Here is a 20,430-nt window from a genome sequence, read left to right on the forward strand (position 1 = left end):
TCTAATTTTCGCCGCGTGTACGCATTGCTCTTGAAAATGAGCCCAATTGTCCGTAATGACGCGGCGGATGAACAACGTCCATGCGGTTGTAGCTCAGTTGGTTAGAGCGCAGGATTGTGGCTCCTGAGGTCGGTGGTTCGAATCCACCCAACCGTACCATTTCCCTTCGGTTCCATTCCGGACCCCATGGGTTACACTTCTTTCCGACGAGATGGGTGACACTTTGGAGGCCAGCTATTCATATGGCCGGGTCTATTGGAGCGATGCGCGAGCATTCCTGTGCGCCAGTATCGTGGCCGTCCAAAAACCGATGCACACGAGTATGGCGCCGACACCCACGCCAATCAGAACAGCATCGTAGCCGCCGGTGACGGACCAGAGCCACGCTGCCGCCAGCGGCGACGCGGCCTGCATGACGTTCATGGGTGCAATGAGGACGCCATTGATCGCGCCATAGGCTTCCCGGCTCACCATCTCCGGAACGGCGAGGCCGCGCACGATGGTGATCATGCCGTTTGCGGCGCCATAGCAGGCTGCGATTGCGGCAATCGTGAGGATGTGCGGCGGGGCTAGGGCGAAGCCAAGCACCGCCAGCGGAAAGACGATCACGATCATGGATCCTACGGCCCGAACCGGCGCATGGGGCGCGAAGACCCAAATCAGAATACGCCCCGCCACCTGTGCAGGTCCGATGACCGCGATGATGATGACCACATCCGCGGCCTTCAGTCCGCGCTCGAGAAGCAGCGGGTAGAGGTGGAAGGTGAGCGTGGAAAAAGCCGCCGCATAGGAGACGAAGGCAAGGATCAATGCCCAGAAGACCGGGCGCTTGATCGCCCAGGAGATAGCCTCACGCCCCGCCAGAGGCTGGATGCCATGCTCCTGTAGCGACGGGTGGAGATAATCTTTGGTTGGATCGATGGCCAGGAAGTACAAACTGCCGCAGATGACGATGTTGACGCCGCCAAGCACCATCAGTGCGCCGCGCCATCCGTAACCTTCGATGAGGAATTGGATGAGCGGGATGAAAACTGTGGACGCGAACCCACCCCACAATGTCAGCGCCGTGATACCCTTGCGCGCGCGATGTGCGCCCACTCGCCGGGTGATGACGGCAAACGCAGGCTCATAGAGCGTCGCCGCCTGCAGGCAGCCGAGTCCGGCGAGCACCACATAAAACAGCACGATGTTCGATACCTGCGACCAGGCGAGGAGCAGCAGTCCGGCTCCAACGGAAGCCAGGCTCATGATGGTGCGGCCGCGTCCGCGATCGATGGCAGCGCCGACGGGATAGGCAGCCAATCCCGCCAGCGCCATACCGAGCGTCGCCGCGCCATAAATCTCGGGCTTGGACCAGCCGAGATCGGCGCGCATGGCCTCGGCCATCAAGGGAAAACTATAATAGAGAGAGCCCCATGAGCAGATCTGCGCTACCCCCAAGGCGGTGATCATCCAGGCAGTACCCGATTCCGGGTAGGGAGAACCGTTCTCCGCCGAAGTTGCCGTCACGCCCCATCCCGGCAGCAAGAAGTAGAACTCTCCGTCTCCTGCTCTCGGGATACAGTTTTATCACCGCATCCGCACCCTTCCTTGCCCCGGGCCTTCGCTTCGGCGTCTCTGGCGCAACAGGCATCAACGTGTGCCGGGCTTGGCCCGCCACAGCATGCCGCCTCGCGCGGTTCAGGCTTGTCCGGCTTCTCGACAACCATTTTTCTATCCTTCTAGTCCATTGGAAACAGTCCGGTAAAAAAAGAGCATCACCGCTCGGCTTGTTGTGAAAGCGGCGGGCAGCTTCCATCCGCACAGCATTCGTCCGCCAGATAGCCGATCAGTACCTGCATCCTGGGAAAATTGGCGCGGCAAATCAGAGTCGTTGAATGCCGCTCCTGCGTCACCAGGCCAGTGTCAACAAGACGCTTGCAATGATGAGAAAGGGTGGAGGCAGGGATGTCGAGCTTTTCCTGCACTTTCCCCACGGCCATGCCCTCCGCCCCCGCACGCACCAGAATGCGATAAATCTTCAGGCGGGTCGGATTGCCAAGAGCTTCGAGCTGAGCAGCGGCTTGTTCATGATCCATCATGGCGGCAAGGTACGGGATGGGTGACAGCACGTCAATCTAACTTCGAATAATCTCGAAATTACGCTCACTGCGCCCTCTGATTGACTCGCTTGGCCACTTCCTCGGCGCTCTCCACACGCTCGGAATAGCGGTCGGTGAGATAATCGGCGCGGTCGCGCAGAAGCAATGTAAACTTCACCAGCTCTTCCATCACATCGACGATGCGGTTGTAGAAGGGCGACGGCTTCATGCGCCCGGCCTCGTCGAACTCAGCAAACGCCTTCGGCACCGAGGACTGGTTCGGAATGGTAAACATGCGCATCCATCGGCCGAGCACCCGCAGTTGATTGACCGCGTTGAAGCTTTGCGAACCACCGCAAACCTGCGTGACGGCGAGTGTGCGCCCCTGGGTCGGCCTCATTCCGCCTAGTGAGAGAGGCAGCCAGTCGATCTGGGCTTTCATGATGCCGGTCATAGAGCCGTGACGCTCCGGCGAGCACCATACCTGCCCTTCCGACCACATGGAAAGCTCGCGCAATTCCTGCACCTTCGGGTGGTCGGCCGAGACTGAATCCGGCAAAGGCAATCCAGCGGGGCTGAAAATGCGCACCTCCGCCCCCAAGCGGCGCAGAATGCGCGCGGCCTCCTCTGTTGCCAGCCGCGAATAAGAACGTTCGCGCAGGGAGCCATAGAGCATCAGGATACGCGGTGGATGAGCCGAGGGCCGCACATCGAACAAGGAGCCGGAATCGATCTCGCGAAACCGCTCTTCGTCTAAGTTGGGTAAGGTATCAAGTGGGCGCGCATCGTCCTTCATTCTGACATCTCCTGTCAACTCGGTTTGCATCTAGCCATATTTCTAGAATATTCGAATATTGATCTACCAGCGGACGATTTAACCGTCAAGGCTATTTCGACGAAAATCGAATTTTGAGGTATTTGAGGCAGGCTCCTCGTGCTTGACTTCGCATCGGCACAAAGTCATTGACCGCCTATGGTTGAACTTTTCACGCGCGCCGCGGCGGGCCAACTCGTCGGCCTAATCGCCCTTGTCCTTTGCATCGTCGCCTTTGCCAGCAAGCGGGACGATCGACTGCTGTTCATCCTGATTTTCGCCAATGTGGCATTCGCGGTGCAGTTTGCACTTTTCGAGGCGTGGGTGGCCGCCGGCATTTCGGCGCTCATCATCGTGCGGATTACCCTGGCGCGCCGCATGGAAGGCAACTGGATCGTCATGTCGGCCATGCTGATCGCCAATGTGCTCGTAGCCTGGGCAACTTGGGAAGAAATTGTCGATATTGTTCCGCTAGCCGCAGGCGTATTAGGTACCGTGGCCATGTTCATGCTGCGCGGCGTTCCCATGCGCTGTGTCCTGGCCGTCGCAGCGCTGTGCTGGGTCGCGGCCAATGCGATCAGCGGGTCGGCAGGTGCAATGATCGCCGAAATTCTCATCTTCTTCACGAATGTGGTTACGATCGTCCGGCTCATCCAGGACCGCCGCGCCGACAGAGGCCGGACTCAAAAAAATCCGGCATGACGGTCGTGAATTACATGCAAAGACCCGCACAATAACTGTCATTCTCGTTCCCCAAACCTTCGCACAATTTCAGATCGTTAACGGACGATTTCCTCTTCCCTGGTAAAAATTTGCCAGTGCCAATCAAGTATCGTCTTATATTGTATCAATATTTGGAGGGGCAATGTCGCGGACGATCGCCGAAACCATCGTCGATATGCTGGCAGAAGCCGGGGTCAAGAGACTCTACGGCGTCACGGGTGACAGCCTCAACCTCCTGAACGACGCTTTGCGCCGGGACGGGCGCATTCAATGGATTCACGTTCGCCACGAAGAGGCTGGGGCCTACGCGGCAATGGCCGAAGGCGTGCTCGGCGGGCTGGGATGTTGCGCCGGCAGTTCGGGTCCGGGGCACGTGCACCTGATCAACGGCCTCTATGACGCGCATCGCTGGGGTGCGCCGGTCATCGCACTGCCGTCGACCATCAGCCGCGCGGATTACGGAATGGAGTCCTTCCAGGAAACCGATCTGCGTATGTTCGACGGATGCAGCTGGTATAACCAGCTCGCCCAGACGCCGCTCCAGGCGCCGCGTATGCTGCAACAGGCTATTCAGCATGCCGTGAGCCGAAGGGCGTCGGCGTGTTCGGGTATGGCGGCGACCTGTTGCCGGAAACGCTGCCGAGCGAGGCGATCGTATCACCTACGTATCTGCCGGAAACGGTCATGCGCCCGACGGACGCGGATCTGGACAAGCTGGCGGAACTTCTGTCGGGTGCCGAACGCCCCATGATCTATGGCGGTATCGGCTGCACCGGCGCCCATGAACTCGTGCTGTCCCTGGCCGACAAGCTGAAAGCGCCCGTGGGCTGGACGTTGAAGGGGAAAATGGCCCTCGAGCACGACAACCCGCATGGTGTCGGCATGACGGGCTTCATCGGCGGCAAAGGATGTGCCGACGCCATCACCGAATGCGACGCCCTGCTGCTCTTGGGGACGGATTTTCCCTGGACGGAATTCATCCAGACCGATGCCAGGGTGGCCCAGGTTCTCACCCACGGCGAGCGGCTCGGCCGGCGAACCCATGTCGAACTCGGATTGACCGGCGATGTGCGCGCGACGCTTGAAGCCCTTCTTCCGCGTATCAAGGAGCGTACCGACGACAGCTTTCTCCAGGAGCGCCTACAAGTCTACCGCAGCGATCTCGCTGAGTTGGAACGCCACGAGCACGACCACGGCAAGCCCGGCGCGATCAGCCCGGATTATCTGGCGAGTGCCGTTAATCGCCATGCCGACGATGACGCGATCGTCTCCACCGATACGGGTATGACCACGGTGTGGGCCGCCAGGCACCTGAAAAGCACGGGCAAGCGCACGCTCATGGGTTCCTACTCCCACGGCTCGATGGCAAGCGCCATGCCTCAGGCAATCGGCGCGGCGCTTGCGGGGGGTGGACGCCAGACAATCGCCATGTGCGGCGATGGCGGTATCTCAATGCTTCTCGGTGATCTGATCACCATCGGCCAGTATAAGCTGCCGGTGAAAGCTGTGGTCTTTAACAACGGCACGCTCGGCATGGTTGAGATCGAGATGCAACTCGCCGGTGTACCAAATTTCCAGACAGAGCTTTACAATCCCGATTTCGCCCGCGTCGCGGAGGCTTGCGGCATAAAGGGCATAACCGTCGAGGATCCCGGCAAGGTGGACGGTGCGATCAAGGAAGCCATGGCACATGACGGGCCGGTACTGATGGATGTGAAGACGGACCGCTACGCGGTCGCCATGCCCCCGCACACAAGCCTGGAGCAACTCGGAAGCTACACGCTCAGCGAGGCAAAAATGGTGATGACCGGTCGCGGGGCCGAGGTTCTCAAGCAGATGAAGGCCAACGTGAAATACCTTCGTGATCTGTAACACGGTGCTACCGCGACGCAGCCAAACAGGGAAGTGCATTCCATGAGAGACGCCGAGAACATAGTGGCCTCCTTCGGCGGCCTTTCCGGCATACGGCGCGCTATAGTGCCGATTACGGCTTTCGTGCTCGCTATCGTCTTCATCATTGCGGCGTTCGAGAATCTTGTCTGGCTTTGGGGTCTCCTCGTGTGCCTTATCGTGCTCGCGGTCTCTGCTCACGATGTGTTTCAGGAGCGCTATGCAATCTTGCGAAATTATCCCGGCGCCGGCTGGGCACGCTACTTTTTTCGTACCCTCCGCCCCTTTCTGCGCTCCTACATTGTGGAAGGCGGCCAAGAGGGCCGCCCATTCAACCAGGATCAGCGCAACCTCGTCTATGAGAGAGCGCGCAACCAGGAGGACGATCACCCTTTCGGCACAGAGCTTGACGTTTATTCTAGCGAGTTCCGGTGGATCACGCATTCCATCGCCCCGGTGGAGCCGGCAACGGAGGACCCCCGGGTCACCATCGGCGGCCCGGATTGCAAGCAGCCTTACGATTCCTCGATCCTGAACATCTCCGCAATGAGCTTCGGCTCGCTTTCGGCGCGCGCGATCGAATCACTGAATGCCGGTGCGCGCATCGGTAATTTCGCCCACGACACGGGCGAGGGTTCGATCAGCCCCTACCACCGCAAGGGCGGCGACCTGATCTGGGAACTTGGCTCAGGATATTTCGGCTGCCGCGACAACCGAGGCAATTTCGATCCTGAGCGTTTCAAGGAAGGCGCACAGGCCGATCAGGTCAAGATGATCGAAATCAAGCTCAGCCAGGGTGCCAAGCCGGGCCACGGCGGCGTTCTGCCGGGAGCGAAGGTCACGCGTGAAATCGCTGAAACGCGCAAGGTACCGGAGGGTCAGGATTGCGTCTCTCCGGCGGCTCATTCGACCTTCTCGACTCCGCGGGAGATGCTCGAATTCGTCGCCAGGCTCCGCGAAATGTCGGGCGGGAAGCCCGTGGGCATCAAGCTGTGCGTCGGCCATCCGCACGAGGTCTTTGCCGTCATCAAGGCGATGCTTGCCTCGCAGATCTATGTCGATTTCATCGTCGTGGATGGCGCTGAAGGCGGTACGGGTGCAGCCCCCATCGAGTTGTCCAACCATGTGGGCCTGCCGCTCAATGACGGGCTCGTCGTCGTGCGCAATGCGCTGATTGGCGCCGGTTTGAAAGACCGAATCAGGCTCGGTGCGAGCGGAAAAGTTCATTCAGGCTCCGGCATCGCCCATTCGATCGCGCTCGGCGCAGACTGGACCAACGCCGCACGCGTCTTCATGTTCTCGCTGGGCTGCATACAATCCATGCGCTGCCACACGGGTACATGTCCCACGGGGGTGGCGACGCAGGATCTCGGACGCCAGCGCGGTCTGGTGGTCAAGGAAAAGGCACAACAGGTGGCCAGTGCGGCGGGCGTAAAGCATATTCACGATCTGGAGCCGCACCATCTCTTCCACCGCGTCAGTCCAACTGCCGCACGTACGGCGGACCAGATTTACCCCTTCGTTTTAAAAACCAGCTTATCGACGCGCCGGAGGAAACGCCCTACGCACTCTGGTGGAACGCTGCCAACCCCGACACCTTCGCCATCTCCCGCGCTGTCGGCGAAGAACATCGGAGGCAATCTCTCGGAGTGCAGCGCTGAACAGAGGCCGACACATGGGCACCGAACCAACCCGTACAGCCTCCGGCCAGATTCTATTGATCACCGGTCGAAAAAGCTTTACCCCCAAGCGCGTCTTTCGCCCGCAGGGGTGAAGCTTCTGTTTCCCGACCAGGTGATCATGACCCACAGGATCAATTTTGAAGTTGCCGGACACGGCGCCGTTTCCATTGAGCTTCGGCACGGCATCGTAGCCGGGTGGACGGGTCGTAACGCCGACGCCGTCGCGCATCACATTGCAGAGCTTGAAGAGATCGGCGTCAAACCGCCAAGCAGCGTACCGCTTTACTACCGCGTGGCGGCGAATCTGTTCTCTACCGGTCCATTGCTCGAAACGGTGGGCAACACGGGTTCAGGTGAAGCCGAGCCCGTGTTGATCGACAATGGCGAGCGGCTGTTCCTGGGTCTTGGTTCCGATCACACGGATCGCGATCTGGAAGCGCATTCCGTCGCGCTCTCGAAGCAGGTCTGCGGCAAGCCTGTCGCCCCCACGCTCTGGGCGTTCCACGAAGTCGAAGGTCATCTGGACGAGATTGCCATCCGGTCCTCCGTGCGGGAGTCTGACCATGAGTCCTGGACGCCCTACCAGGAGGGGACATTGGCAGGCATCCTTCCTTTGCCCGAACTGATCTCGAAAGCACCCACGGCGCGAGGCGGTGCGCGATTTGAGGCAGGGACCGCGATGATGTGCGGGACTTTCCCGGTCATTTCGGGCGGCGTCCGTCCATCGCGGTTTTTCCGAATGGAGATGGTGGACGATCGGCTGGGCCGCCGAATCGAACACGTCTATGAGACGAAGCCACTTCCGGTCGTTGCGTGAGGTTCACCCATGCGTTTTTCGCCACTCCATTCGTCTTCAGGCCGCATTTCCTTTCGTGCGGCCGATCGCGCCCGCACCGCAATCGCACGTGCCCTTGAAATTGATGCGGCAACGCTAGAAACCATCTTCACGCAATTCGACGCAGGCCGGATCGCAGCCAACGCCGCCGCCCTGGACAAGTTCAAGGACCAGGGGCCGCTCGCCGGTCTCCTCGTCTCGATCAAGGACCTTTTCGACGAGGCGGGAATCGTCACGACGGCCGGCTCGAAAGTTCTGGCCGAGTCGCCAGCAGCCGAGGCGGACGCAGAGCCGGTGAGCCGGCTCAAGCACGCCGGTGCGATTGCCTGCGGGCGCACCACTATGTCAGAGTTTGCCTATTCGGGCGTTGGTCTCAATCCGCATTTCGGCAACCCAGGCAACAGCCGCGATGGAAAGCGCATTACCGGCGGGTCGACATCCGGCGGGGCGCTGACGGTGGCGCTCGGTATTGCCGATGTGGCGCTCGGCTCGGATACGGGCGGTTCGGTGCGTATCCCGGCAGCGCTGAACGGGCTGGCTGGATTCAAGCCAACGCAGTCTGCGGTTCCGCTCGATGGTGCGTTCCCGCTTTCCGGGACTTATGACAGCATCGGCCCGCTGGCGCATTCGATTGAGGCGTGCGCGGCCGTGCATTCCATTCTGTCGGGCAGCGAGCCGCAGGTGGCACAGAGGAAGACGCTGCGCATCGGCGTGATGCGCGGACCGCTCCTTGAAGGGCTTGACGAGCAGGTCAGCCGTGATTTCGAACGGGCGCTTTCCCAACTCGGCGATGGCGACTTCGAAATTGCGGAGGTGGATTTCTCCGGCCTTGACGGATTCGCTGAGGTCAACCGGATTATCGTCGCCTGCGACGCTCACCGCATCCACGAGAACCATCTGGACAAGCTGGAAACTCTCGGCGACCCGCGCGTTCTCAAGCGCATTCGCGCGGCTCAAACGTTTACTGCGGGGGATGAGAAAAAGGCGCGGGCCAAGCGCGCGCGGGCAGTCTTGGAATTTGCGGAACAGGCCAAGAACTTCGACGTTTTTGCCGTACCCACCCTGCCGGTGGTTGCCCCGCTCACCGCCGATGTGGAGGCCGATTTCGATCGGCTGAACGGTCTCATGCTGCGCAATCCCTCCGCGATCAACTTCCTGGATGGCTGCGCGGCCACGATCCCGATGCAAGGCGACGAGACACTCGCCACCGGGCTGATGCTCTTTGCCGATGCCGGACGCGACTGGCAGGTTCTGGATGCGGCCCGGCGGGCGGAGCGCATCCTGCGATCATGACGGATGGTGTGATCGCCGAGTTTGCAGTCCGTGCGGTGGCAACCGCCTCGATCGTGATCTTCATAGCATGGGCTGCCGTGCGCCTGGGCCCTGCTATCGGCGGTATTCTGGCGGGACTCCCGATCATCCTCGCTCCGGGTTTCTACTTCCTTCTGCACGACCACACGCCGGAGTTTGCCGCGCGGGCAGCCACGGGCTCGTTGTTTTCGCTTTCGGCCACACAGGTCTTTCTCGCGGCTTATGGAGCGAGCGCGCGGAAAGGGCCGCTGGCCGCAATTCTGTTTTCACTGCTGGCTTGGTCCGTGGTCGCGCTTCCATTAAGCCGCATACCGCATTTTCCAGTCGTGGGTGCGCTCTTGTTTACTGCCGTGACCTTTGGGCTGCACAGCTTTGGCCGGCGTTTTCTCGATCCCGCCCAGCCAAAGACCGCGGGGACACGCTGGTCACTGCTCATCCTGCGCGGCGTAGCTGCCGGGCTGCTTGTCGGGATCGTCACTCTTTTTGCCCCTATTCTCGGCTCGTCGGTTTCCGGCCTGCTTTTGGCCTTTCCCATCGGCTTTTCCGTCGTCGCACTGTCGCTGCATTTAGATCACGGCGGCGCGGTGGCCGGGCGAACAACCCATGCTGGCCTGGTGGGTGTCTCAAGCCTCGCTGTCTTCACATTCGTGCTCGCAATCACCTTGCGCGAGCTATCGCCGGCGGCCGCTTTTGCAGTTGCGCTCTGCGCTTCCTTGGTTGCAACAGCATTGATGACCGGCATGGCGCGTCACCGGCAGCGAAATGGTTCCATTGCGTCCTGAAGGTTCGGACGTTGGAATGCACCCGGGACCCCGCCCACGGAGCGAACGGGATCCCGGGGCTGAGCCGGCCCGGGGGGCGGGAGGACCGGCTACCTCGTCACCGCAAAGCGCGGCTGTCGATGAACGGCGGGGTCATGGGTCACCCGCTGCGAACCGAACCGCGCGAGTGACCCATGAGCTACTCCGGTCGCGTCCGAAAGGCGCTGTGCCGGAGCCGGCGGCGGCTCCCCCATTTCGCCGGTATGGACTGGTAGGGGTCTCCGTTCCTTCTCGTTCAATGTTATCCAGGGTTGCCGCGAAACGCCGCTTATGCACAAATATCCGGGTGCGGGTTTGTTCGAATTTTTCTACGGCTCGATGGAGCCTGTCAGCCTGTTGGAACCAACAGGATATCCCGGCGTGTTTGGGAGATCGGACCGCCAATTTCGTGGCCGAGCGGTAAACGGACGAAGTGCATGACACCGATCAATGTGGCCTTCCTGATATCATCGACCGTGATGTTCATTGCTGCGGCAAGCGCAGCCAAGATTTGGGCACTTTCCAATAACAGCCTGGCTTGGCTCACCCTCACGCTGGGGCTCTATACAGTGGGAAACCTGATTATGCTTCGGCTCATTAGGGATGTCGGCATGGGCATAGCCCTGAGCCTTTCCGCCGTCGTTCAGCTTCTGGCGGTCAATCTGGTTGCGCTTTTTATCTTTGGGGAACGCGTTGGGCCGCTTCAGGGCGCGGGACTTATCCTGGCGATCATCGCCGTCGCGATGATCAGCCTGCCGCGCGCACCTTAGGATATCGAGCTAGGTCGGGCGCGCATCGTGTAATAGAGTTGCAGCAGGCGGCGCCTGGATTTGATGAAACGTTCCACCTGAAGTTTTTGCTTCTCTGCGAAACAGGCCACCCTTCCTGACAGTCCAAATCCGCGCAGACCGCGGTATAACGGCATCCGCTTGTCCGTCAGCTTCACCTTGTACGGCTCGTCACCGTATCCGAAATCCAAAACAGCTTTGCCGTCCTGGATATGCTTGTGCATCATCTCCTCGAGAAGCAGGCGCCCTGGTGACTGCCGCTCGTGCGCAGGATCGAAGCACATCTGATAGATGATGCTGGACCGCTCTTCTGCGAGCGCGAGAACGCCCGCGATCGGGCTTCCATCCAGCATAAGAAGATGAACCTGCAGATTAAGCCAATGCTCCGCAAGGTTCTGGAGAAAATCACTAAACTCCCGGTCCTCGAAGGGATTGCGCGCGCCCCGTGCTTCGAGTTGATCGGATTTCCATTTAAGGATCAGCCCGACGGCTTGTCGGCGTTCTGCAGCGCCCTCGACGAGGCGGTAATCCACTTTGCCCTTTCGCGAGAGCTGATTTTGCTTCTTCCGAACGCGCCGTCTGGAAGACTTGCTGCATCGTTCCTGAAAATCCTCCCATGTGCAGTCGAGGGCAATTGCATGTGCGCTGTCGGTTTCCAAACAGCCGGGGAGGACAAACGGGTTCCGGCGGCCTCCGAACTCCCGCGGCTGTTTCGGCAGGCAGAACAAATCAGCCTCCGGGACGAGACGTCCAACTTCTCGCCAGAACTCGGCAGCCGATAGGTGAGAAAATCTTGCGTATTCGGATACATCGATAACGGGTACGTTGTAGTCGTTCCATTGTCCCGCAATCCAGGTAAGCCGCTTCAAGCGCCGGTTTGTCGAAATGACCAGCGGGAGAAGCAGGACGACGCGGCCTGCTTTCTCAGCCGTGACAATCCTGAGGTTGAAGCCCCGCTTCCTGCCGATGGTCTCATACCAGGCTTCGGCCCACTCGAGCGACTGGAAAGGCGTCAGAACGGCGGAGCGCTGAAGCTGCCGCCACGACTCCCGGACGTCCTCAAAATCGTGAGCCACGGACAATTCAATATCCGCCATCGTGGTCTGGCCTGGCACATCGTGGGGGTCGTCATCGCCGTCGGATGCCGCGCTTTCCCACTGTTCAAAAATCACCGGCCGGCCCTCATTCACCACTCGGCGCGACCACGAGTTCACGAAATGCGCTGAAGACGCGGCCGGCCCTGCGCGTCGTATAGGCTAATGAACCTGCATAAAACGTAAAACCGCACCCCAGCAGCACCTTTTTTCGCAAGAAACGCGAGGACGTTACCAATGATGTAAGCCGTAGCGATGCAGGGTCTGATTGAGGTGCTACCTGGTCAAAATCGTCGAGCGGACTTGCTGACACCACCAGCCAACAATACTTTCATTTCCTTTGCAATGCGGTGGGCGTCACGACACGCTCTCGGCCAGCTTTGGAACCCAAGGGCGTAGCAATCCGGCTGCCGAGATGCCGTTGCATCCCGCAACGGATGCAGAGGACCAAGCGGGTTCAAGGAAAGATTTCTACAACGATGACCACGCTCCATTAACGCCTGCATCAGACGCAGTGAGATCTGTTCCATCCCGCCCCGGTGGGTGCACTGCATGATGTTGAGGCTTTCCATTTGCGTTCGTGGGCGTCGTAAGTGTCGGACGCCGATGCTGAACGACCTTCAGCGTCCGGGAAAGAGAGCCGATCGGCTGGTCGCATAATCCGTAAGGCTTATGCGTTTAGAGCAGTGATGTCACCGTCTCGGCCGGAACATAACGGGGCCGGGCCGTACGGGGATTGTACGGAAATGCGCTACATGTTCCCCGTCACGTTCCGCATAACTTGTGAATATCCGTCTGCTCTGGCAGGGCCATTGTTTAGGGTCAGAAGCGGATGCTCAGGCTGGAATTCGCCCCGTGCTGCTGTGCGCCGTCTCCGATCTGCCCGCTGTAGGAGACGCCGAGCGTGGCGTTCTCGGCAACACCAAGATCGAGCCCAGCCTCGATTATGGCGGCATCCTCGGCGATTGGAACGCCGGCGACGGTGAAGGTATCACCACCGGCAAAGGCGTGTGTCGACAGCGGAGTCGTGTCGCCGAAGGCGTGCCGCCAGCCGAGCGTGCCATGCNTCCCAACTTTTTCTGATATCAAGTAAAAACAACGGGTTATCTGCCGAGAAAATGTCTGAGGCGCCATTTTTTATCCCCGCACCGGGTGCTTATCCGGAAGCGCCGGCGCGTTTCGTCTCCGCTCAGGCATGGATACCAAGGTCGAGCCGTGGTATGACGAAGGCGGGGATGGCGGCGCTAATCTCGAAGGTTGGTGCTTAGCGGAGCCGTTCCCTCGGCCGTCACCCCAGGACTTTATCCTGGGATCCATGCCTGAGCGTTCGTGCCAAGCCCACGGTCACGGAACAGATCTCTGATATGCTCCACTGCACTTCGGATGGAGAATGGTTCTCCGGAAGCGGCGGGGCGCTCGTGCCGCTCTTACCGGTTACCACCGTCCTGAAAGGGGCAGCTCGTAAGTATATCGGTCGCTTGCGCCGCACGCAGGGCGCGAAGATCAGGCATGCGCCGATTGAATGATGCCTCACGCCTGTGTAAAGGCAAGGAATGAAGCCGGCTAGTTGCAATCCTGCCACATTGCGTTGCATATCTGCCACGCGCTGCCACTCGGACATAATCCGGGCCCATTTATGAGTTCGCACGCCACTATGGCTGAAGAAGCGGTTTACCAGTCTGCGCCGAATGACAATCGGCGTCTAATGGCGTTGCCGGGCATCATCGCCACGGCGGGGGCGTTGCTGACGGCCGTGGTTTCCTTTGCCGTTCTGTTGGGCCTGACCCCGTTAACGCCCGATGCAGGCACGACTCTCGCGCTGATCGGTGTGAACGCGGCCTTCGTGCTTGTGCTTCTGGCGCTTATCGCCCGTGAGGCGCATCGGATTTACGCCGCGCGCAAGGGCGGGAAGGCCGCGGCAAGGCTGCATGTGCGCATCGTCGCGATGTTTTCGCTGGTTGCGGCGATTCCGGCCATTCTCGTTGCCGTCATTGCCTCCATCACGCTCGATCTCGGCCTCGACCGCTGGTTTGAACTGCGCACACGGGCCATCGTCCAGTCTTCGATGTCCATCGCGGAAGCCTATGTGCGGGAGAACGCCAGCAACTTGCAGGGCACGACGCTTTCTATGGCGATCGATCTCGATCGGTCGCGCACCCTCTACAGCCTCGACCGTAACGGCTTTCGCCAGCTGTTGACGCAGCAAACGAGCGGCCGGGGACTCGATCATGCGGTTCTGCTAAGGGACGATCAGTCCGTTATCATGGCAGCGGACATGCTGGATTCCGTGCAGATCCCGGCGCCACCCGATGGCGCGATGGAGAGTGCTGCCGAAGGTAGGCCGGTGCTTTTCGACATCCCGCCCGGCAACCTGATCGGTGCACTGATTCGATTGCGTGAAATTCCCGACGCCTTCCTTTACACGCTGCGCGAACTCGATTCGGAAGTGATCAAAGCACAACGCATCGTCGCGTCGAACACCGGGGAATACCGCGCGCTGGAAGCAAACCGGACCAACACGCAGGTCGCCTTCGCGCTGCTTTACCTTGTCGTGACGCTTGCCATCGTGCTGGCGGCGATCTGGACCGGCATTGCCGTCGCTGACCGGCTGGTGCGGCCCATTCGCCAGTTGATCGGCGCGGCCGGGGCTGTCTCCATCGGCAATCTGGACGTGGCGGTGCCCGTGCGCACCTCCGACGGCGACGTGGCCTCGCTCGGCGACACGTTCAACAAGATGACGTTCCAGCTCAAGACGCAACGCGACGAGCTGATATCGGCGCGAGACGTCATCGATGAGCGCCGGCGCTTCACCGAGGCTGTCCTGTCGGGTGTTACCGCGGGCGTGATCGGCGTCGATGCAGAAGGCACGGTCTCCATCGTCAACCGTTCGGCGGAGACCATGCTTTCCATTTCCGCGTCGGAGACGGTAGGCAAGAATCTTTCGACGGTTCTGCCCCAGATCGGAAGGGTATTCGAGCAGGGACGCAGCTCCGGGCGGCCGGTTTACCGGGATCAGGTGACCTTCTACAGGATGGGTGCCGAGCGGACCTTCAACGTTCAGATCACCACGGAGGAAGGGGGCGAAGCTGAAGACCACTCCTATGTGGTGACGGTTGACGATATCACCGATCTCGTGCAGGCACAGCGTACTTCGGCTTGGGCGGATGTGGCGCGGCGCATCGCCCACGAGATCAAGAATCCACTGACACCGATCCAGCTTTCGGCAGAGCGGATCCGGCGGCGCTACGGCAAGGTAATTACGGAAGACCGCGAGGTCTTCGACCAGTGCACGGACACGATCATCCGCCAGGTGGGCGATATCGGCCGCATGGTGGATGAGTTCTCCGCCTTCGCGCGCATGCCCAAGCCGGATATCCGCGAACTGGATCTGCGCGAGCCGCTGCGGGAGGCCGCGTTCCTGGTGGACGTCAGCCGCCCGGACACATCGGTGGAAATGGCGCTTGGTAAGGTGCCGTTGGTCGGCCGCTTCGACACCCGGCTCATGAGCCAGGCATTTGGGAACGTGATCAAGAATGCTGCCGAGGCGATTGATGCGCGCGCGCGCGATACGGAAAATTATCACGGCTATATCCGGGTCCAGGCCGCATATAGTGGTCGCGAAATCGAAATCTGCATCATGGATAATGGCAAGGGCCTGCCACGGGAAAACCGGCAGCGCCTCCTGGAGCCGTACATGACAACTCGCGAAAAAGGCACCGGGCTGGGGCTGGCTATCGTGAGAAAGATTATCGAGGACCATGGGGGCCGGCTGGAGCTGCATGACGCACCGGCCGATTTTCACAATGGAAAAGGGGCTATGATCCGCATGATTCTGCCGGGATTGGCGGCGGATGGCAATGAAAGGGCAGGGGCGGGCAAACCCACAGGAACGGAAAAGGTCAACAATGGCGTCTGACATTCTGGTTGTCGATGACGAGGAAGACATCCGTGAATTGGTCGCGGGCATTCTGGACGATGAGGGGCATGAAGCGCGCACGGCGGGCGACAGCGATTCCGCTCTGGCGGCGATCACCGATCGTCTCCCGAGCTTGGTATTGCTCGACATCTGGCTGCAGGGTTCTACGCTCGACGGCTTGACCCTGCTCGACAAAATCAAGGAGATTCACCCGGATCTGCCGGTCGTGATGATCTCCGGTCACGGTACGATCGAGACCGCCGTTTCCGCCATCAAGCGAGGCGCCTACGATTTCATCGAAAAGCCGTTCAAGGCCGACCGCATGGTGCTGATCTGCGAGCGGGCGCTCGAGACGTCACGGCTCAAGCGCGAAGTCTCGGACCTGCGCCGGCGCAGCGGCGAGAGCTTCGATCTGATCGGCACGTCCACGGCCATCAACAATCTGCACCAGGCGATCGACCGGGTCGCTGCAAGCAACAGCCGGGTCATGCTGATCGGGCCGTCCGGTTGCGGCAAGGAGCTGGTCGCGCGCGCCATCCACGCCCATTCGGTGCGCAGCGGCGGCCCGTTCGTTTCCGTGAATGCCGCTTCAATCACGCCGGAGCGCATGGAAATAGAGCTCTTCGGAACCGAGTCTAACGGCAGCGAACGCAAGGTCGGCGCGCTGGAGCAGGCGCATGGCGGCACGCTCTATCTGGATGAGGTGGCCGACATGCCACTCGAAACCCAGGCGAAGATCCTGCGCGTGCTCGTCGACCAGCAGTTCGAGCGTGTCGGCGGCTCAAAGCGCGTCAAGGTGGATGTCCGCATTATCTCCTCAACGGCGCGCAATCTGGAGAGCATGATCGCGGACGGGCGCTTCCGGGAGGACCTGTTCCACCGGTTGGCCGTGGTGCCCATCCACGTTCCCGCGCTCGCCGAGCGCCGTGAGGACATCCCCCTTCTTGTGGAGCACTTTATGGCGCAGATCGCCGCGCAGGTCGGCATCAGGCCGCGCCGGCTGGGCGAGGATGCCATGGCCGTGCTCCAGGCGCATGACTGGCCGGGGAATGTGCGCCAGCTGCGCAACAACATCGAGCGCCTGCTGATCCTCACGCGCGGCGAGGAGGAGGATCGGCTGATCACGGCGGACCTCCTCCCGTCCGAGATCGGCGACGTCATGCCGCGCGTGCCGAATCAGTCGGATCAGCACATCATGGCACTGCCTCTGCGCGAGGCGCGGGAGATGTTCGAAAAGGAATATCTTTTGGCGCAGATTAACCGGTTCGGCGGCAATATCTCGCGCACGGCCGAGTTCATCGGTATGGAACGCTCCGCACTTCACCGAAAGCTGAAGTCGCTGGGCATGTAAGGCGGAGTACGTCATGAAGGTCATAATTTGCGGTGCCGGCCAGGTGGGCTACGGTATCGCGGAACGCCTGGCGGCGGAGCGCAACGATGTGTCGGTCATCGACACCTCGCCGGACCTGATCCGCAATGTGCGCGACACGCTCGACGTGCGCGGCTTTGTCGGCCACGGCGCGCATCCCAGCATTATGGCCGAGGCAGGCGCTCAGGAAGCGGACATGATCATTGCCGTCACGCTCTATGACGAAATCAACATGGTGGCCTGCCAGGTGGCGCACTCGCTCTTCAACGTGCCCACCAAGATCGCCCGTATCCGCGCGCAGTCCTACCTGCAATCGCGCTATATGGACCTTTTTTCGCGCGATCACCTGCCGATCGATGTGATCATCTCGCCGGAGCTCGAGGTGGGTGAGATGGTGCTCAGGCGCATTGCCCTGCCGGGGGCGACGGATGTCGTCTCGTTTGCCGATGGGCAAGTGGCGATGGTGGCCATCGAGTGTCTGGAAGAATGCCCGGTGATCAACACGCCGCTGGCGCAGCTCACGGAGCTTTTCCCCGACCTGCCGTCGACCGTGGTCGGTGTCTCGCGCAACGGCTCGCTCTTCATCCCGCGCTCGGCCGACCAGCTCATGGCCGGCGATCTGGCCTATGTCGTTACCACGCGCGAGCAGGTGCGGCGCACGCTCGGCCTGTTCGGTCACGAGGAAACGGAAGCGACGCGGATCGTCATTGCCGGCGGTGGGAATATCGGCCTTTACGTCGCCCGTGCCATGGAGCGCAAGCAGAGCAGCGCTCGCATCAAGCTGATCGAGAGCGATCGGACGCGCGCCGTCAGCGTTGCCGACCAGCTTCACCGGACCGTGGTCTTGCACGGCAGCGCGCTGGAGCAGAAGCTTCTGCTGGAGGCCGATATCGCCCACGCCGACCTGATGGTGGCGCTGACCAATGACGATCAGGTCAATATTCTTTCGAGCGTGATCGCCAAGCGTCTGGGATGCAAATCCAACCTGGTGCTGATCAACAACCCAACCTATCACGAGTTCGCCAACACGCTGGGGATCGACGCCCACGTCAATCCGCGCGCAGTGACCATTTCGCGGGTTCTTCAGCATGTGCGCCGCGGTCGCATTCGCGGTGTTCATAACATCCAGCGCGGCGCGGCGGAGATCATCGAGGCCGAGGCGCTGGAAACATCGCCACTCGTCGGCCCGCCGCTCGGCGAACAGGGCCTGCCGGACGGCATGCGTGTCGGCGCGGTGTATCGCGAGGGTAAGGTGATCAAGCCGAGTGGCTCTCTGCGAATCAAGCCAAAGGACCGCGTTGTTATTTTCGCCATGGAAAGCGCGGTGCGGCAGGTGGAGCAGCTTTTCCGGGTGAGCCTGGAGTTTTTCTAAGCTTCTTCGAAAGTTGTCCCGGTCCTTTCATGTGCCGGGCAAAGCATGGTGATTCAGCGGACTGCGCCTCGCTTCGACCGATTCGGGCGATGATACAATTTGTGATCGCTGTGAGTTCTCGTGAGCGTCTGTCGAAGCGAGAATCGCGCTCTACCTCCTCATCTGTAAACCTGTTTGTTCATCGCAGGGAGGTAGTCATGAAGCACCAAAGCCCGCAAGAAATTGCCGCTATCGCAACAGCCTATCCAGCACCGGAACAACAGAAGATGTCCCAGCGCGAACGCATCGAGCGTTGGGCCGCGCTTCTCGACGCCCATGGCGGTCCGCTCAACGCGCTCAGGGAGATCGAATACCTTACTCCCGCCGACCGCAGAGCCTACCGGGATAGCAACACGCCGCTGACCATCGCTTACGAAGACCAGACTCTGCGCGACGAAGGTTTGAAGAGTGACGGGCTGGGCGACGCGTCGGATTTCTTTGGAATCAACGACTCCGATGCTCACCGTCTCCTGTGCGATTGCCATTACCTCGGCAGGATGACCGGTCCGGTCGTCGCCAGTGCGCTGCGCCGCTATATAGCAAGAAAGGAGGCGCGGGCCGGCTGGAGGTATGCCGTCCGCCGCTTCTTCGGCTTCGCCGCCTGACCAGCTATCGGCGTGGTGTGATCTGAACTGTCACCCCGTCGGCTGCGGCTGACGGGGAGTTCGGGATTTGCTCCTATTGGCGTTTCGCTGTGCCGTGCGCCAAAGGAGAGCTGTGGCCATGAGGGCAGGCAGCCTCAAATGCTCGGTGGAAATATGGAGGCCTCGCCCGGAATCGAACCGGGGTGCAAGGATTTGCAGAACTCTACCCGCCATTGATTTTAAACGCTTTTTTCCCTCTATGTTGCGCCTATGTCGCACTCACGAGCAGCGCTTTCGCCGCTTCCGCCTGGGATCGTGAGTCAGCGTGGTCTTGGACTTAGCCAACTTCGGAGAAATGGATGGTCGATGCAGTGGTCCCCCAATGATAGAAATCCCGGCTCAGAATCTCACGCTGAGCCTGGCGTTGAACCCATGCTCCCGCACCTCGCTTGCGATCTGGCCGCTGTAGCTCAGCCCGAGACTGGCGCTGTCTGAGATGCCAAGATCGAGCCCGGCCTCGATGACGGCCGCGTCCTCGGCGATCGGCGTGCCCGCAACGGTAAAGGCCTCGCCGCCGGCAAAGGCTTGCGTGGCGAGCGGCACCGTATCGCCGAAGGCATGCCGCCAGCCGAGCGAACCATGCACCCTCGCGCTCGTGCCGCCCAAGTCGAGCTGCGTGGAGGCATGGACACCGAGCGTGGTGAAGGTAGTGCTTGTGGTCTGGCTGCCCGCCGAAAGGGCCGCCGCGCCACCGTCCTCGGCAAAGCCGTCGGTGTGCAGGCTCACATGCGCCAGGCCGACGAATGGCTCGAATGACGCGACGGCCGTGTCGATGCGGTAGCCGGCTTCGCCGAAGGCCTGGAAAGTGCCGGAGTCGTAGTCGGCCGAAAGCCTGTCGGAAAAGCCGCCGAAGGCAACCGACCGGTNCGGCCGAAAGCCTGTCGGAAAAGCCGCCGAAGGCAACCGACCGGTCCGTTCCGATGTCGTGCCACGTATAGGCGAGCCCACCCGACAAGCGGATCGCATCCCACCGGCCGCCGCCATAAAACCCGAGATGATAATTGTCGCTCGAGCCGGACGAGGCTCGGTCGTCGACATCGAAGGAGGAATGGCCGTAGCCGGCGAGGAGCCC

Annotated in this window: 17 protein-coding genes, 1 tRNA gene and 1 pseudogene; 12 read left to right on the forward strand and 7 right to left on the reverse strand. The window is 60.8% G+C overall.

Annotation, left to right across the window (positions count from 1 at the left end; genetic code table 11):
• Positions 1-82: 82 nt before the first annotated feature.
• A tRNA-His gene (locus LY631_RS18295) sits at positions 83-159 on the forward strand.
• A gap of 93 nt (positions 160-252) precedes the next feature.
• Here LY631_RS18295 and LY631_RS18300 read toward each other — a convergent pair.
• The 3 genes from LY631_RS18300 to arsH form a co-directional block, all read right to left on the reverse strand.
• Positions 253-1,509, reverse strand: coding sequence for an MFS transporter (locus LY631_RS18300; RefSeq protein WP_274427029.1), 1,257 nt, complete (start codon positions 1,507-1,509; stop codon positions 253-255).
• Positions 1,510-1,757: 248 nt separating this feature from the next.
• The gene (locus LY631_RS18305; protein WP_274427052.1) at positions 1,758-2,078 is read right to left on the reverse strand and encodes an ArsR/SmtB family transcription factor; all 321 of its coding nucleotides are present in this window, start codon (positions 2,076-2,078) and stop codon (positions 1,758-1,760) included.
• A gap of 67 nt (positions 2,079-2,145) precedes the next feature.
• A complete protein-coding gene (arsH, locus tag LY631_RS18310; RefSeq protein ID WP_274427030.1) occupies positions 2,146-2,877 on the reverse strand; it encodes an arsenical resistance protein ArsH in 732 nt (243 codons plus the stop codon).
• Positions 2,878-3,054: 177 nt separating this feature from the next.
• Here arsH and LY631_RS18315 point away from each other — a divergent pair, with 177 nt between their 5' ends.
• From LY631_RS18315 to LY631_RS18345, 7 genes are all read left to right on the forward strand, one after another.
• Positions 3,055-3,597: a YgjV family protein gene (locus LY631_RS18315; RefSeq protein ID WP_274427031.1), complete on the forward strand. Its 543-nt coding sequence runs from the start codon at positions 3,055-3,057 to the stop codon at positions 3,595-3,597.
• Positions 3,598-3,760: 163 nt separating this feature from the next.
• Complete coding sequence (locus LY631_RS18320) at positions 3,761-4,369, forward strand: thiamine pyrophosphate-binding protein (protein ID WP_274427032.1); 609 nt, start codon at positions 3,761-3,763, stop codon at positions 4,367-4,369.
• A complete protein-coding gene (locus LY631_RS18325; RefSeq protein WP_274427033.1) occupies positions 4,303-5,490 on the forward strand; it encodes a thiamine pyrophosphate-dependent enzyme in 1,188 nt (395 codons plus the stop codon). Before LY631_RS18320 ends, LY631_RS18325 begins: the two co-directional genes overlap by 67 nt.
• A 42-nt stretch (positions 5,491-5,532) precedes the next feature.
• On the forward strand, positions 5,533-8,007 hold the full coding sequence (locus tag LY631_RS18330) for a glutamate synthase-related protein (RefSeq protein ID WP_274427034.1): 2,475 nt from the start codon (positions 5,533-5,535) through the stop codon (positions 8,005-8,007).
• Positions 8,008-8,016: 9 nt separating this feature from the next.
• On the forward strand, positions 8,017-9,318 hold the full coding sequence (locus tag LY631_RS18335) for an amidase family protein (RefSeq protein ID WP_274427035.1): 1,302 nt from the start codon (positions 8,017-8,019) through the stop codon (positions 9,316-9,318).
• A complete protein-coding gene (locus LY631_RS18340) occupies positions 9,315-10,118 on the forward strand; it encodes a hypothetical protein (protein ID WP_274427036.1) in 804 nt (267 codons plus the stop codon). Before LY631_RS18335 ends, LY631_RS18340 begins: the two co-directional genes overlap by 4 nt.
• A 455-nt stretch (positions 10,119-10,573) precedes the next feature.
• Positions 10,574-10,906, forward strand: coding sequence for a hypothetical protein (locus LY631_RS18345; protein ID WP_274427037.1), 333 nt, complete (start codon positions 10,574-10,576; stop codon positions 10,904-10,906).
• Here the strand turns inward: LY631_RS18345 and LY631_RS18350 are convergent.
• Together LY631_RS18350 and LY631_RS18355 are read right to left on the reverse strand one after the other, a co-directional pair.
• Positions 10,903-12,096 carry a GNAT family N-acetyltransferase gene (locus tag LY631_RS18350; protein WP_274427038.1) on the reverse strand — a complete coding sequence of 398 codons (1,194 nt, stop codon included), beginning with the start codon at positions 12,094-12,096 and terminating at the stop codon, positions 10,903-10,905. The two genes, LY631_RS18345 and LY631_RS18350, sit on opposite strands and share 4 nt — an antisense overlap.
• Before the next feature lie 744 nt (positions 12,097-12,840).
• Positions 12,841-13,152, reverse strand: a complete 312-nt coding sequence (locus LY631_RS18355; RefSeq protein ID WP_274427039.1) for an autotransporter domain-containing protein — start codon at positions 13,150-13,152, stop codon at positions 12,841-12,843.
• 520 nt (positions 13,153-13,672) lie between these two features.
• Here LY631_RS18355 and LY631_RS18360 point away from each other — a divergent pair.
• The 4 genes from LY631_RS18360 to LY631_RS18375 all read left to right on the forward strand — a co-directional run bounded on the left by LY631_RS18360 (position 13,673) and on the right by LY631_RS18375 (position 19,319).
• On the forward strand, positions 13,673-15,934 hold the full coding sequence (locus tag LY631_RS18360) for an ATP-binding protein (protein WP_445082908.1): 2,262 nt from the start codon (positions 13,673-13,675) through the stop codon (positions 15,932-15,934).
• Positions 15,924-17,285: a nitrogen assimilation response regulator NtrX gene (gene ntrX / locus LY631_RS18365; RefSeq protein ID WP_274427041.1), complete on the forward strand. Its 1,362-nt coding sequence runs from the start codon at positions 15,924-15,926 to the stop codon at positions 17,283-17,285. Before LY631_RS18360 ends, ntrX begins: the two co-directional genes overlap by 11 nt.
• Before the next feature lie 13 nt (positions 17,286-17,298).
• Positions 17,299-18,675, forward strand: a complete 1,377-nt coding sequence (gene trkA / locus LY631_RS18370; RefSeq protein WP_274427042.1) for a Trk system potassium transporter TrkA — start codon at positions 17,299-17,301, stop codon at positions 18,673-18,675.
• Positions 18,676-18,872: 197 nt separating this feature from the next.
• Positions 18,873-19,319, forward strand: a complete 447-nt coding sequence (locus LY631_RS18375) for a hypothetical protein (protein WP_274427043.1) — start codon at positions 18,873-18,875, stop codon at positions 19,317-19,319.
• Between the two features lie 378 nt (positions 19,320-19,697).
• On the opposite strand, the gene LY631_RS18380 is transcribed toward LY631_RS18375, so the two are convergent.
• Positions 19,698-20,342, reverse strand: coding sequence for an autotransporter outer membrane beta-barrel domain-containing protein (locus tag LY631_RS18380; protein WP_338000449.1), 645 nt, complete (start codon positions 20,340-20,342; stop codon positions 19,698-19,700).
• Positions 20,287-20,430: pseudogene (locus LY631_RS18385) on the reverse strand (autotransporter domain-containing protein); the annotation flags it as partial. The pseudogene LY631_RS18385 and the gene LY631_RS18380, both read right to left, overlap by 56 nt.

Source organism: Chelativorans sp. YIM 93263 (genome assembly GCF_028767125.1).
Lineage (GTDB): Bacteria > Pseudomonadota > Alphaproteobacteria > Rhizobiales > Rhizobiaceae > Chelativorans.

Bases quoted from the DNA above. Each gene is read 5' to 3' on its own strand.
- trkA (WP_274427042.1), top strand. From the start codon at position 17,299: ATGAAGGTCATAATTTGCGGTGCCGGCCAGGTGGGCTACGGTATCGCG.
- LY631_RS18330 (WP_274427034.1), top strand. From the start codon at position 5,533: ATGAGAGACGCCGAGAACATAGTGGCCTCCTTCGGCGGCCTTTCCGGC.
- LY631_RS18305 (WP_274427052.1), bottom strand. From the start codon at position 2,078: ATGGATCATGAACAAGCCGCTGCTCAGCTCGAAGCTCTTGGCAATCCG.
- LY631_RS18320 (WP_274427032.1), top strand. From the start codon at position 3,761: ATGTCGCGGACGATCGCCGAAACCATCGTCGATATGCTGGCAGAAGCC.
- arsH (WP_274427030.1), bottom strand. From the start codon at position 2,877: ATGAAGGACGATGCGCGCCCACTTGATACCTTACCCAACTTAGACGAA.
- LY631_RS18345 (WP_274427037.1), top strand. From the start codon at position 10,574: ATGACACCGATCAATGTGGCCTTCCTGATATCATCGACCGTGATGTTC.
- LY631_RS18315 (WP_274427031.1), top strand. From the start codon at position 3,055: ATGGTTGAACTTTTCACGCGCGCCGCGGCGGGCCAACTCGTCGGCCTA.
- LY631_RS18360 (WP_445082908.1), top strand. From the start codon at position 13,673: ATGGCTGAAGAAGCGGTTTACCAGTCTGCGCCGAATGACAATCGGCGT.
- LY631_RS18335 (WP_274427035.1), top strand. From the start codon at position 8,017: ATGCGTTTTTCGCCACTCCATTCGTCTTCAGGCCGCATTTCCTTTCGT.
- LY631_RS18340 (WP_274427036.1), top strand. From the start codon at position 9,315: ATGACGGATGGTGTGATCGCCGAGTTTGCAGTCCGTGCGGTGGCAACC.
- LY631_RS18375 (WP_274427043.1), top strand. From the start codon at position 18,873: ATGAAGCACCAAAGCCCGCAAGAAATTGCCGCTATCGCAACAGCCTAT.
- ntrX (WP_274427041.1), top strand. From the start codon at position 15,924: ATGGCGTCTGACATTCTGGTTGTCGATGACGAGGAAGACATCCGTGAA.
- LY631_RS18325 (WP_274427033.1), top strand. From the start codon at position 4,303: ATGCGCCCGACGGACGCGGATCTGGACAAGCTGGCGGAACTTCTGTCG.